Origin of the sequence: Cellulosimicrobium sp. ES-005 (assembly GCF_040448685.1) — a bacterium.
GTDB lineage: Bacteria > Actinomycetota > Actinomycetes > Actinomycetales > Cellulomonadaceae > Cellulosimicrobium > Cellulosimicrobium cellulans_G.
In genome coordinates, this window is record NZ_CP159290.1 from 899047 (window position 1) to 911978 (window position 12932).

The 12932-nt window shown below is 76.0% G+C and carries 9 protein-coding genes; 3 read left to right on the forward strand and 6 right to left on the reverse strand.

Annotation, left to right across the window (positions count from 1 at the left end; translation table 11 throughout):
* The first annotated feature begins 27 nt into the window (after nucleotides 1–27).
* Nucleotides 28–762 carry a hydrogen peroxide-dependent heme synthase gene (gene hemQ / locus ABRQ22_RS03925; RefSeq protein WP_353708653.1) on the forward strand — a complete coding sequence of 245 codons (735 nt, stop codon included), beginning with the start codon at nucleotides 28–30 and terminating at the stop codon, nucleotides 760–762.
* A 121-nt stretch (nucleotides 763–883) separates the two neighbouring features.
* Here the strand turns inward: hemQ and ABRQ22_RS03930 are convergent, their stop codons facing one another.
* The gene (locus ABRQ22_RS03930; protein WP_353708654.1) at nucleotides 884–2761 is read right to left on the reverse strand and encodes a M48 family metalloprotease; all 1878 of its coding nucleotides are present in this window, start codon (nucleotides 2759–2761) and stop codon (nucleotides 884–886) included.
* Nucleotides 2762–2899: 138 nt separating this feature from the next.
* Here ABRQ22_RS03930 and ABRQ22_RS03935 point away from each other — a divergent pair, with 138 nt between their 5' ends.
* Nucleotides 2900–3730 (forward strand): tryptophan-rich sensory protein, encoded by an 831-nt coding sequence (locus ABRQ22_RS03935; RefSeq protein WP_353708655.1) that lies wholly within the window; start codon nucleotides 2900–2902, stop codon nucleotides 3728–3730.
* An 84-nt stretch (nucleotides 3731–3814) separates the two neighbouring features.
* Here ABRQ22_RS03935 and ABRQ22_RS03940 read toward each other — a convergent pair whose 3' ends face one another.
* From ABRQ22_RS03940 to ABRQ22_RS03950, 3 genes are all read right to left on the reverse strand, one after another.
* Nucleotides 3815–5143: a Glu/Leu/Phe/Val dehydrogenase gene (locus ABRQ22_RS03940; protein ID WP_353708656.1), complete on the reverse strand. Its 1329-nt coding sequence runs from the start codon at nucleotides 5141–5143 to the stop codon at nucleotides 3815–3817.
* 86 nt (nucleotides 5144–5229) lie between these two features.
* Entirely contained in the window at nucleotides 5230–6033 is an 804-nt protein-coding gene (locus ABRQ22_RS03945; protein WP_353708657.1) for an aldo/keto reductase, read from the reverse strand.
* A 136-nt stretch (nucleotides 6034–6169) separates the two neighbouring features.
* Nucleotides 6170–6919: a helix-turn-helix domain-containing protein gene (locus tag ABRQ22_RS03950; RefSeq protein WP_353708658.1), complete on the reverse strand. Its 750-nt coding sequence runs from the start codon at nucleotides 6917–6919 to the stop codon at nucleotides 6170–6172.
* A gap of 53 nt (nucleotides 6920–6972) precedes the next feature.
* On the opposite strand from ABRQ22_RS03950, the gene ABRQ22_RS03955 reads away from it, so the two are divergent.
* The gene (locus ABRQ22_RS03955) at nucleotides 6973–10608 is read left to right on the forward strand and encodes a bifunctional proline dehydrogenase/L-glutamate gamma-semialdehyde dehydrogenase (RefSeq protein WP_353708659.1); all 3636 of its coding nucleotides are present in this window, start codon (nucleotides 6973–6975) and stop codon (nucleotides 10606–10608) included.
* Nucleotides 10609–10631: 23 nt separating this feature from the next.
* Here ABRQ22_RS03955 and ABRQ22_RS03960 read toward each other — a convergent pair whose 3' ends face one another.
* Together ABRQ22_RS03960 and ABRQ22_RS03965 are read right to left on the reverse strand one after the other, a co-directional pair.
* Nucleotides 10632–11828, reverse strand: coding sequence for a crosslink repair DNA glycosylase YcaQ family protein (locus ABRQ22_RS03960; protein ID WP_353708660.1), 1197 nt, complete (start codon nucleotides 11826–11828; stop codon nucleotides 10632–10634).
* Between the two features lie 79 nt (nucleotides 11829–11907).
* The gene (locus ABRQ22_RS03965) at nucleotides 11908–12924 is read right to left on the reverse strand and encodes a LacI family DNA-binding transcriptional regulator (RefSeq protein ID WP_353708661.1); all 1017 of its coding nucleotides are present in this window, start codon (nucleotides 12922–12924) and stop codon (nucleotides 11908–11910) included.
* Between the last annotated feature and the right edge of the window lie 8 nt (nucleotides 12925–12932).

Sequence of the window (12932 nt, forward strand, 5' to 3'; positions counted from 1 at the left end):
TCCCGCACCGACCAGGGAGGAACCCCGATGAACGACGCCGCGCGCGTCCCCGCGGACCACGAGCAGATCAACACCACCATCCGCTACGCGATGTGGTCCGTCTTCGCGACGGCGGCGCCCCTGCCCGCCGACGCCGACGAGCGGGCGGGCCTCGTGGCCGACGCGCTGACCGCCGTCGGCGGCGGTGACGACCCGTCCGCGACGGACGGCGACCTCGTCGTGCGCGGCTGGTACGACGTCGCGGGCCTCCGCTCGGACGCCGACCTCATGGTGTGGTGGCACGGCCCGACGATCGAGTCCGTCCAGGGTGCCTACCAGCGCCTGCGCGCGAGCGGCCTCGGGGCGCACCTGGAGCCGGTGTGGTCGAACGCGGCGCTGCACCGCCCGGCCGAGTTCAACCGCGGCCACGTGCCCGCGTTCCTCGCGGGGGAGGCGCCGCGCGACTACCTCAGCGTGTACCCGTTCGTGCGCTCCTACGACTGGTACCTCCTGCCCGACGCCGAGCGCCGCACCATGCTGCGCGACCACGGCCTCGCGGCGAAGGACTACCCGGACGTGCGCGCCAACACGGTCGCGTCGTTCGCGCTCGGCGACTACGAGTGGATCCTCGCGTTCGAGGCCGACGAGCTGCACCGGATCGTCGACCTCATGCGCGAGCTGCGCGCCACGGAGGCCCGCCGCCACGTGCGCGAGGAGGTCCCGTTCTTCACGGGCCCGCGCACGACGCTCACGGCGTGGGCGGACCGCCAGCCCTTGTCCTGACCCCACGGCGCCGAGCACGACATGAGGGTCGTTATCCCGTGGATGACGACCCTCATGTCGTGCTCGACGGCGCGTAGTGTCGTTCTCGGCGTGGCCGCGGGGCGCAGGTCGAACCTTTGGGTCAGCCCGCGGGGACGGTGTTCGGCTCGCCCTCGCGGACGTACGGCGCGACGTGCGCGACGAGCGCCTCGTCGCTGTCCTTGGTGAGCCGCTCGCCCGACCACGTCTCGTGGAGCGTGAGGGTCGTGCCGTCGTGCAGCGCGAGGTCGACGCGCGCGGGCGTGACCTTGCGGATCGCGGCCGCGGCGATCTGCTCGTACGGCACGTACCGGTACCGCGCGGCGAGGTCGGCGACGGGCGCCGAGCGCAGGAGCTCCACGAGGCGTGCCTTGCCGCCCTCCGTCTTCTTGGGGCAGGGCGCCAGGATCAGACCTACGTCCAGCACCAGGACGTCGTGGTACGTCCCGTCCACCTTGACGTTCGCGAGTCCGCCGACGACGTCGCCGCCGTGCGCGGTCGCCTGCGCGGTCTGCTGGACCGCGCCCGCGACGTCGATGCCGAGGGCGTCGAGCCGGGCGCGGGCCTCCGCGGTGGTCGCGGGGTCGGCCGCGAGGCGCGCGACCTCCGCCAGGTCCAGGACGGTGCCGTCGGGTGTCTCGAGCGTCGCCGGTCCCGTCCACGACGCGCGCCACCGGGCCGCGCCGGACCGGACGGCCGCCGCCGCGAGGGCCGAGGAGATCGCCCCCGTGATCGCGTCCCGGGCCTCCTCGGCGGGGGCGCCGGGGACGAGGTCGCGCGCGATCGCGTCGAGGCGGCCGGTGCCCAGCAGGTCGAGCAGGGTCGCCAGGTCACCCTGCGGGCGACCGGCCGCGCGACCCACCGCGCGGTAGAGCGTGTCCGCGGTGCGCTGGTCGTGGATCGGCATGGCCGCCGCGACGAGGGCGTCCCACGGGAGCTGCGCGCGCGTCCCGAACGCGACCTCCTCGACCGCGACGCGCTCGGCCCACGTCGGGAAGCCCGGGACGAGGGCGGTGGCGCGCCGCTCGTCCGTGGCGACCGTGCCGCCGTCGGGCATGGTGTCCATCGCGGCGACGCGCCGCGCGATCGACGGGTGCGTGTCCCACGCGGACTGCTCGGCGGGCGCGTCGTCGGACCGGAGCTCGGCGAGGTCGCCGGCCCGGCCGCGCAGGAGCTCGTCGAAACCGCCGAAGACGCCCGCCGGTGTCGGGGCGAGGCCGTGCTCCCAGCCGAGCCCGACGTACTGGCTGGTGTAGAAGCCCCACGCGGCGTCGATCACCGGGACCTCGCGCAGCGCCGCCTGGGCGGTCGCGCGGCCCGCGACGCGCACGGACAGCTCGTCGGCCTCGAGCTCCTGGCGGCGGCTGACCGCTGCCGACACGAGGACGTAGAGCTTCGCGTACTGCTTGAGCAGCCAGCCGACGACGTTCCCCTGGAGCTGCCCGACCGTCGCCATGATCGCCTCACGGCCCCGGTAGGCGAGCGGGCCGAGGCGCGTGTGCGAGCGGGAGTAGTGGCCGAGCTCGTGCGCGAGGACCGAGCGGAGCTGCGCGGCGGTCAGGCCCTGCAGCAGCGGGACGCCCAGGTACAGGCGGCGCGTCCCGCCGACGAGACCGAGCAGGCGCGTGTCCTCGCTGACGGCGGCGTTGACGTCGGCGACGAGCCGGATCTCGTCGGGGGTGCGCGTGTCCGCGACCTGCGCGAGCTCGCGGACGGCGGCCCAGAGCTCGGGCGCATCGCGCTCGGCGAGCGGCACCCCGCCCGGCCCCTGCTTCTCCGCCCTGGCGACGCGCACGAGCGCGACGACGAGGCCTGCCGCGACGACGATCGTGAAGAACCCGAGCTTCGCGGCACCACCGCTCGCGTGCTCCGAGAACGCCCACACGGTCGCCGCGCCGAGGCCGACGACGGCGCCGAGCGCGAGGACGTAGAACCCGACGAGGAGGAGGACCGACAGCGCGGCGCGCAGGGTCGTGGTCATGGGCGTGCCTCTCACGATGCGCCGCACCCGCGCGGCGGTCTGGCGCCGGAGCATAGTGGCCCGTGTGCCCGGGGCACCAGTTCCGTCCGCCGGCCCCTCCCCGGATGCTCAGCATGCTGATCGATGCGACGGTGGAGCATGACCACCGCAGCCGTCCCGGCGGGCGCCGTCCCCGCGCCCGCGCCCTCCGACCGCGTCCGTCAGGTCGTCGTCCTCGTCGGCTCGCTCGTCGCCGCCGGTGCCGCGGCCTACGGCGCGGGCGCGTTCGGCGGCACGGCCGTCGAGCAGACCGCCGGAGGCGCGCTGTCCTCGACCGCGACGCCCGTGGCGCCCGACAACCCGGCGTTCCGCATCTGGTCCGTGATCTACCTCGGGCTCTTCGCGTTCGCGGTCTACCAGGCGCTGCCGCGGCACGCGACCAGCCCGCGGCTGCGCGCGACGGCGTGGTGGGTCCTCGTCTCCATGGTCCTCAACGCCGCGTGGATCGGCGTCGTGCAGGCCGGGTGGATCCCGTTCAGCGTCGTCGTCATCGCGGCGCTGCTCGCGGTCGACGCGGTGGTCGTCGTGCGGCTCGTGCGCCGGCGGCCCGAGTCGACCGCGCAGGCCGTCGTGCTCGACGGGACGACGGGCCTGTACACCGGCTGGGTGAGCGTCGCGACGCTCGCGAACGTCGCCGCGGCGCTCGCGGACGCGGGCGTCGGCGAGCTCGGCCTCGGCGCGACGGGCTGGTCCGTCGTGCTCGTCGTCCTCGCCGCGGCGCTGTCGGTCGCGTGGGCGGCGTTCGCCGCCGGGCGCCGCGCGGTCGCCCTCGGCATCGGCCTCGCGATGTCGTGGGGTCTCGCGTGGATCGCCGTCGGGCGCTTCCAGGGCGAGCTCGTGGACACCGCCGTGGCCTGGGCGGCCGTCGGCGCGTCCGCGGTCGCGCTCGTCGCCGCGGTCGTCGCGGCGACCCGCCCGGCGCGCGCCTGATCACCCGCCGAGCACGGGATCCGCGACCGGATCGAGCCCAGGACGGTCGCGGAGCCCGTGCTCGGCGGGGCCGAGCGTCGCGGGTCAGGGGTAGAGGCCGCGGATCTGGTGCGCCTCCGCCACACGCTGGACGCCGATGACGAGCGCGGCGTCCCGCAGGCTCAGCTCCTCGCGGCGTGCGAGGGTCGCGACCTCCTCGTACGCGTGGAGCATGCGGTGCTCGAGCTTCTCGCCGATCTCCTCCGCGGTCCACCAGTACGCCTGGTTGGCCTGCACCCACTCGAAGTAGGACACGACGACGCCGCCCGCGTTCGCGAGCACGTCCGGCACGACCGTCACGCCGTTCTTGGTGAGGACGCGGTCGCCCTCCGCGGTCGTCGGACCGTTCGCGCCCTCGACGACCCACCGGGCGCGCACGGTGCGCGCGGTGTCACCGTCGAGCACGCCCTCGACCGCGGCCGGGACGAGCACGTCGACGTCGAGCGCGAGCAGCGCGTCGTTGTCGACCGGGTCGGCGCGGTCGAACCCCACCACGCTGCCGGTCGCGGCGACGTGCTCGAGCAGCCCGCGCACGTCCAGCCCGTCCGGGTCGTGCACGCCCCCGTACTGGTCGGACACCGCGACGACGCGCGCCCCGCGGGCCGCGAAGATCGCGGCGGCGTGCGACCCGACCTTGCCGAAGCCCTGGATCGCGACGGTCACGTCGGACAGCGGCACGCCCGCCTCGTCGAGCGCCGCGGCGGTGACGTGCACGACGCCCGCGCTGGTCGCCGTCGTGCGGCCGAGCGACCCGCCCACGGTGATCGGCTTGCCGGTCACGACGGCCGGGATCGTGTAGCCCTGGTTCACCGAGTAGGTGTCCATGACCCAGGCCATGGTCTGCTCGCTCGTGCCCATGTCGGGCGCCATGATGTCCCGCTCCGGGCCGATGACCGGCATGATCTCCGACGTGTAGCGGCGCGTGACGCGCTCGAGCTCGGCCTCGGAGTAGCAGCGCGGGTCGATCGCGACGCCGCCCTTCGCCCCGCCGTACGGCAGGTCGACGAGGGCGCACTTCCACGTCATCCACATGGCGAGCGCGCGCACCTCGTCGATGTCGACGCTCGGGGAGTAGCGCAGCCCGCCCTTGCCGGGGCCGCGCGAGACGTTGTGCTGCACGCGGTAGCCGTGGAAGAGGACGGTACGGCCGTCGTCGCGCCGCAGCGGGACGGCGACGTTCACCTCGCGCCGCGGCGTCGCGAGCATCTCGTGCAGACCCTCGTCGTAGCCGAGGAACCCGACCGCGCCGGCGAGCTGCGCGTGCGCGGTGTCGAGGGCGGACGCGAGGGCGTGCTGCGGGGTCGTGCGGGGGGTGGGGTCGTGCGGGGTGGGTTCGCCGCTCGTGAGGGTGGGCGGCACGGACGTCGTCGTCACGGTTCCTCCGGTTCGAGGTTCTCCTCGGTGCCGCGGGGGTGTGCGGCACCGAGGGTCACGCTACCCCCGGCGCGGGCGCTCGCCGCTCACGCGCCCCGGTGGTGGCCCAGCGCGTCGATCGCCGCGAGCTCGTCCGCCGTGAGCCTGAACCCGGTCACCTGGAAGTTCGCCTCGATGCGCTCCGGCGTCACCGACTTGGGGATGACGACGAACCCGTGGTCGAGGTGCCAGCGCAGCACGACCTGCGTGGGCGTGACGCCGTGCGCCGCGGCCACCTCCGCGAGGACCGGCGCGTCGAGGTCGGTGCGCTTGAACGGGCTGTACCCCTCGAGCACGACGCCGCGCTGCGCGAGCTCGTGCGCGAGGCGGTGGTCGTAGTCGGCGGGGCTCCAGGGGATCTGGTCGACGGCGGGTGCCTCACCGACCTGCTCCGAGACGACGTCGACCTGCTCGACCGAGTAGTTGCTCACCCCGATCGATCGGGCCTTGCCCTCGTTCCGCAGCTCGACGAACCGCTCCCACACCCATGGCGACGCCTCGCCCGCCGGCGGCCAGTGGATGAGCCACAGGTCCACGTGGTCCGTGCCGAGGTCGCGCAGCGACGCCTCGAGCGTCTCGCGCTCGCGCCCCGCGGCGTCCGGCGGGAGCTTGGTCGTGACGAACACGTCGTCGCGGTCCACGGCCGAGTCGGCGAGCGCGCGCCCGACCTGTGCCTCGTTGCCGTAGCCCGTCGCGGTGTCGACGTGCCGGTAGCCCACGTCGAGCGCGTGGCGCACGGCGCGGTACGCGTCGTCGCCCTCGGACTGCCACGTCCCGAGCCCGAGCAGCGGCATCGCCCCGCCGGGCAGGTCGACGGTCGGGACGGCGTGCGAGGAGTCTGCGGAGGTCATGCCGCCAGTCTCCGTGCCCGACGCCGCCGCGCGCCACCGCGCGACCCCCACCCGGTCCTCGCCGAGCCCTGGATCTCTCCCCAGGACTGGCAGACGGTGAGGAGAGAACCAGGGTTCGGCGGCAGGGCGCGGGCGGTCAGCGACGCGAGCGGCGGCGGTACTGGGCCGGGGTCTCGCCTGCCAGGCGCGCGAACGTGCGGGTGAACGACGGCTGGTCGTAGAAGCCGCTCTCGGCCGCGACCTCACCGATCGAGACCGTGGTCCCCGCGAGCAGGCGCGTCGCGTGGTCGACCCGGGTGCGCAGCACGAGCTGGCGCGGCGTCACGCCGTAGACGCGTCGCACCCGCCGGTCGAGCACCGCGGGCGTGCACCCGGCCGCCTCGGCGAGCCGCGCCGTCGTCCAGCGCGCCCCGAGGTCCGCCTCGACCGCGGCGACGAGCGCGGCGAGGGAGCCCATCGTCGCGTCGTCCGCCGCGCCCGCGCGCAGGTCGTGCGAGACCGAGACGATCCCCACGAGGTGACCGGCGTCGTCGTGCACGGGGAGCTTGGACGTGAGGAACCAGCCCGACGTGCCGCCGAGCCGCCGGATGCGCTCGAGCTCGCCGCGCAGCGCGCGCCCGCGCAGCACCTCGGCGTCCTGCTGCTCGTAGCGCTCGGCGAGCTGCGCGACGAACAGGTCGCGCGCGCGTCGGCCCAGCACCGCGCGGCGCGAGCGCTCGTTCGTCCGCGCGACGAACACCGGGTTGACCGCGACGTACCGGCCCGTGACGTCCTTGGCGCAGAACATCGTGTCCGGCAGCTCGTCCATGAGCGCGACCATGGCGGGGCTGAGCGCTCGGAGCAGCGCCGCGCCCTCGGGCCACGGTTTGTCGCGGACGGGTGCCATGTCGCCCCGGATCGTACAAGACGAGTCACCGCGACCCGAGGCACCCTGGAGGGATGAGCAACGACGCGCCTGCCCGGCCGCTCCCCACCCCCGGAGCCGTCGGCGACACGACCCTCACCTCCCCGGACGACCTCGTCGAGGAGGCCGTCGCGCTGGCCCGCCGCTGGCTCGCCGCGAGCGAGGGAGCGGGCGACGCGCGCGCCCGCCGGACCGCCGAGCGGCTCGGTGCGCTCGTCTCCGACCCCGCGGGCCTCGAGCTCGCGGTCCGGTTCGTCGACGACGTCGCGCGCCCCCAGGACGTGCACGTCGCCGCGCGGGCGCTGGCCCGCCTCGGCGAGCTCGCGGGCAGCGCGGGGTCGTTCCTCGGGCCGGTCGACCGGTCCCTCCTGCGCGTCGGGGCGGGCGTCGCGCCGGTGCTGCCGCGCGTCGTCGTCCCGGCCGCGCGGGTGCGCCTGCGCCAGCTCGTGGGCCACCTCGTGGCCGACGCCGGCCGCGGCCTCGGCCCGCACCTCGCCCGGACCCGCGCGGAGGGCTACGCGCTCAACGTCAACCTCCTCGGCGAGGCCGTGCTCGGCGAGGCCGAGGCGGACGCGCGCCTCGAGCGCACGCTCGCGCTCGTGCGGCGCCCCGACGTCGACTACGTGTCGGTCAAGGTGTCGTCCGTCGCGTCGCAGCTCGTCACGTGGGACCTCGACGGGTCGTGCGCGCGTGTCGTCGAGCGGCTGCTGCCGCTGTACCGGGCGGCGCGCGACCACGGCGTCTTCCTCAACCTCGACATGGAGGAGTACAAGGACCTCGCGCTCACGACCGCGGTCTTCCGCGAGATCCTCGCGCACGACGACCTGCATGACCTCGAGGCCGGGATCGTGCTCCAGGCGTACCTGCCCGACGCGCTCGGCGCGCTCGACGGGCTCACCCGGTTCGCGACCGAGCGCGTCGCCGCCAGCGGCGCGCCGATCAAGGTCCGCCTCGTCAAGGGCGCGAACCTCGCGATGGAGGCCGTCGAGGCCGAGCTCCACGGCTGGCCGCAGGCGCCGTACCCGACCAAGCCCGACGTCGACGCGAACTACGTCCGCCTGCTCGACCACGCGCTGCGCGAGCCCCGCACGGACGCGGTCCGGATCGGCGTCGCGAGCCACAACCTGTTCCACGTCGCGCTCGCCGTGCTCCTCGGCCGCGCCCGCGGCGTGAGCCACGCGCTCGACGTCGAGATGCTCCAGGGCATGGCCCCCGGCGAGGCGCGCGCCGTGCGCGACGAGGTCGCGGCCGACCGCGTCGAGTCCGGCCCGCACGCGGGGCATGGTGGGCGCGTCGTGCTGTACACGCCCGTCGTGCGCGACGAGGACTTCGACGTCGCGATCTCCTACCTCGTGCGCCGCCTCGAGGAGAACGCCGCCGAGCAGAACTTCCTCCACGCCATGTTCGCGCCCGACGGGTCGCCTGCGGGCAGCCCCATGGAGCGCCAGGAGGCCGCGTTCCGCGCGTCCGTGCGCCACGGGGTCCACTACGCGGAGGCCGACGTGACGCCGCGCCGCCGCCCGCGTGCGGACGCCCCGACCGCCGTCGGTCCGCACCAGCCCGTCGAACCCGGGACTACCGGCCACGACGGCGCCGAACCCACCCGCAACCCCGGGTTCGGCGGGGGCGGCTTCGCGAACGCCCCCGACACCGACCCCGCCGTCGCCGCCTCGCGCGACTGGGCCCGCCACGTCACCGGGACCGGCTCCGGGTACGTCCCCGTCCGCACGCCCGAGCTCACCACGACCGCCCAGGTGGACGACGCCGTCGCGACCGCCGTGCGCGCGACCGCCGCGTGGTCGCAGGTCGCCCCGGCGGCCCGCGCCGCCGCCCTGCGCGCCGTCGCCCGGCGCCTGGAGGAGGCGCGCACCGACCTCGTCGCCGCGATGGTGCACGAGCCCGGCAAGACCGTCGCCGAGGCCGACCCCGAGGTGAGCGAGGCCGTCGACTTCGCGAACTACTACGCGCGGTCCGCCGAGGACCTGGACCACGTGCCCGGCGCCCGCTTCACGCCCGACGGCGTCACGCTCGTCACCCCGCCCTGGAACTTCCCCGTCGCGATCCCCGTCGGCGGGGTGCTCGCGGCGCTCGCGGCCGGGTCGGCGGTGCTCGCCAAGCCCGCTCCGCCCACGCCGCGCTGCCTCGAGGTCGCCGTCGAGGCAATCCACGCGGGCCTGCGCGACGCCGTCGCAGCCGCGCCGGGGGACTTCGCCGGGCTGGACGCAGGCTCGGTCACCGAGGTCGTGCAGTACGTCCGCGTTCCCGACGACGAGCTCGGCACGCGCCTCGTCACGCACGACGACGTCGCACGCGTCGTGCTCACGGGCTCGATCGAGACCGCGCAGCTCTTCGCGCGGTGGAAGCCGTCGCGCCCGGTCCTCGCCGAGACGTCGGGCAAGAACGCGCTCGTCGTCACGCCGTCGGCGGACCTCGACCTCGCGGTCGCGGACCTCGTGCGGTCGGCGTTCGGGCACGCGGGGCAGAAGTGCTCGGCCGCGTCGCTCGCGATCCTCGTCGGCTCGGCGGGCGACCCGCGGACCGAGACGGGGCGCCGCGTGCGGCGCCAGCTCGTGGACGCGGTGCGCTCGCTCGCCGTCGGTCCGGCGACCGACGTCGCGACGACCGTGGGCCCGCTCACCGAGCCCGCGTCGGGCAAGCTCTTGCACGCGCTGACGACGCTGGAGCCGGGGGAGTCCTGGCTCGTGCGGCCGCGGCTGCTGGACGGCGGCCCCGACCTGGAGGGCCGCCTCTGGACGCCGGGTCTCAAGGAGGGTGTCGCGCCCGGCTCGCCGTTCCACCTCACCGAGTACTTCGGGCCGGTCCTCGGGATCATGACGGCCGCGACCCTCGACGAGGCGATCGCGCTGCAGAACGCGGTCCCGTTCGGTCTCACGGGCGGCATCCACAGCCTCGACGACGCCGAGGTCGAGCGCTGGCTCGACGCCGTCCAGGTGGGCAACGCCTACGTCAACCGGCACATCACCGGCGCGATCGTGCAGCGGCAGTCGTTCGGCGGCTGGAAGCAGTCGGCTGTCGGACCGGGCGCCAAGGCGGGCGGCCCGAACTACGTCGCGCAGCTCGGCCGCTGGGCCGACGCGACGGGCGGGGCCGCGGACGAGGGCGCGGGCACGTCGTCGGGCACCACGGCGCCCGGGCGGGCCGCGCCCGCCGACGCCGCACCGCCCGCCCGCGACGCCGCGCCCGAGGCGTGGCTCACCTGGGCGCAGGCCGACGACACGCGGTGGTGGGAGCAGGAGTTCTCCGTGGCGCACGACGCCTCGGGCCTGCGCGCCGAGTCGAACGTCTTCCGCTACCGGCCGGTCGACGTCCTCACCGTGCGCCCCGGAGCGGACGCGCTCCCCGTCGAGGTCGAGCGGGTCCTGCACGCCGCCCGCACGGCGGGCGTGCCGGCGGTCGTCGTGCCGAGCACGGGCGACGCCGCGGTGAGCGACGAGGAGTTCGCGCGCCGCGTCGCGTCGGGCGCGGTCCGGGGTCGCGTCCGCGTCGTCGGGTCGGCACCCGGGCTGCACGAGGCCGCCGCCGAGCGCGTCGGCGAGGTCACGGTCCTGGACCACCCCGTCGTCGCGAGCGGTCGTCGCGAGCTGCTCACGGTCCTGCACGAGCAGGCCGTCAGCCGCACCACGCACCGCTACGGCCACGTGAAGCGCTGATCCCGCGACCTCGTGGGTGCCGTCTACGCCGACGAGACGGTGACGGAGGCCGCGTCGCGGAACGCGCGCAGGCGCTCCGCCTGCTCGGCCACGGCGTCGGTGAGCCCGGCGTCCCACGGGACCCAGGGGTCGGTGAGGACCGAGAGCCGTCGCCCTGACGCGCGGGGCCGCCAGGTCCCGACGACCTCGCCGCCGGCGAGCACGGCTCCCGGCCGGCCCAGGACACGCCACAGGTCCTTGGCGCGGGCCGCGTCCGGGACGAGCGTCGGGCGGTCGCGGAGCTGGAGGTACAGGTCGTACGGCCCCACGAGCCGGACGACGGGAGCGCCGTCCCCGGGCTGGGCGTCGCGGACGCGCGCCGTGGCGCCCGCGAGGTGCTCGACGTCGTCGGCCAGGACCCAGCGCTCGACCGGGCGCGCGCCCGGGTCCGCGTCGGCGACCTCGACGCGCACCGCGTCGTCGGGCCAGTGGGCCCGGACGTCCTTGACCGGCGCCTCGAGGAACCCGGCGACGTCCTGGACGCTCGCGGCGGGGAAGAAGCGCAGGTACCCGCGCACGACGTCGAGGCGCGGCACCGCCTCGGCCCCGAGCCGTCCGTACAGCGACGGCTCGAGGTCGGGGACCCGTCGCAGGACCGGCGGCGACGTGCCGGGCTCGAGCTCGAGCCCGGCCTGGAGCGCGGCGAGCCGGAACGTCTGCTCGTAGCTGTGGGTCGCGCCGCACGACCGGCACCAGCGCAGGTACGGCTCCGGGAGGTGCTGCGTCAGCCGCGTCGACAGGTCGCCCTTGACGGTGGGCTCGACGACCAGCTCGCGCTCCCACCGCGCCTCGGTGCGCAGCGCGTCGAGCACGGCGACGCCCGCCGCGCGCAGCGGCGCGCTCGCGTCGAAGACCCGCTTGGCGGCGTCGGCCTCCGAGAGCGGGGCGGTGGCGACCGCGACGTCGGCGAGGTCGGCGCCACGGTAGACGTGCGGGGCGCCGCGCAGGGTCCAGGCGAGAGCGAGGGTCGGCGGCAGGCTGCCCGGCCGCACGCCCGGGGCGCCGCGCACCGCGAGGGCCCAGGCCGCGCCGTCGGGCCCGGTGTCCTGCACCCCCAGGTCGAGCACCGCGACCTCGTCGGGCGCGGCGGCCGTGCCCGGTGCCCGGTCGAGCTGCTGGGCGTGCCAGCGTGCCGCGAGGACGTCGGCGCGGGGGAGCGTCATGACAGGTCGTGAGGTCACGGGCCCAGGCTACGAGCGACCACCCACCCGGCGGCCGGGCCGCCGCGGCACCCGACGCACGCGCCGCCGCCCGACCGCGTCAGACCGAGTCGCGCTCGACGAGCTCGGGAGCGAGGACCTGCGACGCGATCTCGCCCCCACGCCCGCCGACGAGGTCGAGCAGGAGGTCGGTCGCACCGCGCACCATCTCGACCATGGGGTTCTGGACCGTGGTGAGGGGCGGGACCGTCGAGGCCGCGGTCGCGAGGTTGTCGAACCCCACGACCGACACGTCGCGCGGCACGTCGCGCCCGTGCGCCGCGAGGACGCGCAGCGCACCCTCCGCCATGAGGTCCGAGGCGACGAACAGCCCGTCGACGTCGGGGTGCGCGGCGAGGATGCGCTCCATCGCGGCGGCCCCGCCCGCGACGGCGAAGTCGCCGATCTCGACCGCGTCGTCGGGCAGGCCGGCGCCCTGCAGCACCTCGCGCCAGCCCGTGAGCCGGTCGACGCCGGCGGTCATGTCCTGCGGTCCCGCGATCGTCGCGATGCGGCGGCGCCCCGCCTCGACGAGCCGGCGCGCCGCGAGGCGGCCGCCCTCGACGTTGTCGACGTCGACGTAGAGGAGGTCGGGCGTCGGGCGGAACGGCCGCCCGACGAACACGGCGGGCAGCCGGGCCGCGAGCAACGCCTCCTCGAGCTCGTCGTCGCGGTGGTGCGACGCGACGATCGCGCCGTCCACGTGCCCGCTGCTCAGGTACCGCACGATGCGGCCCGGCTGCTCGTCGGGCCGCGCGAAGAGCAGGACGAGCTGCAGGTCCGTGCCGCCGAGCGCCGCGCTCACGCCGCGCATCGTGCCCGCGAGGAACGGGTCGGTGAGGATGCGCTCGTCCGGCTCGGGGACCACGAGGGCGATCGAGTCGGTGCGGCGCGTCACGAGGGAGCGGGCGGCGCGGTTGGGCGTGTAGCCGAGCTGGGCGACGGCGGCGTCGACCGCCGCCTGGGCCTCGGGCGACACGCGCAGGCCGCCGTTGATCGCGCGCGACGCGGTCGAGCGCGAGACGCCCGCCGTCTGGGCCACCTCGTCCAGGGTCGGCGCGGAGCGCAGGCTGTTCATCAGGACAG

What these genes read in the sequence shown, in the direction of transcription:
- ABRQ22_RS03930 (WP_353708654.1), bottom strand. Translation starts at nt 2,761, where the DNA reads ATGACCACGACCCTGCGCGCCGCGCTGTCGGTCCTCCTCCTCGTCGGG.
- ABRQ22_RS03955 (WP_353708659.1), top strand. Translation starts at nt 6,973, where the DNA reads ATGAGCAACGACGCGCCTGCCCGGCCGCTCCCCACCCCCGGAGCCGTC.
- ABRQ22_RS03950 (WP_353708658.1), bottom strand. Translation starts at nt 6,919, where the DNA reads ATGGCACCCGTCCGCGACAAACCGTGGCCCGAGGGCGCGGCGCTGCTC.
- ABRQ22_RS03945 (WP_353708657.1), bottom strand. Translation starts at nt 6,033, where the DNA reads ATGACCTCCGCAGACTCCTCGCACGCCGTCCCGACCGTCGACCTGCCC.
- ABRQ22_RS03965 (WP_353708661.1), bottom strand. Translation starts at nt 12,924, where the DNA reads ATGAACAGCCTGCGCTCCGCGCCGACCCTGGACGAGGTGGCCCAGACG.
- ABRQ22_RS03935 (WP_353708655.1), top strand. Translation starts at nt 2,900, where the DNA reads ATGACCACCGCAGCCGTCCCGGCGGGCGCCGTCCCCGCGCCCGCGCCC.
- hemQ (WP_353708653.1), top strand. Translation starts at nt 28, where the DNA reads ATGAACGACGCCGCGCGCGTCCCCGCGGACCACGAGCAGATCAACACC.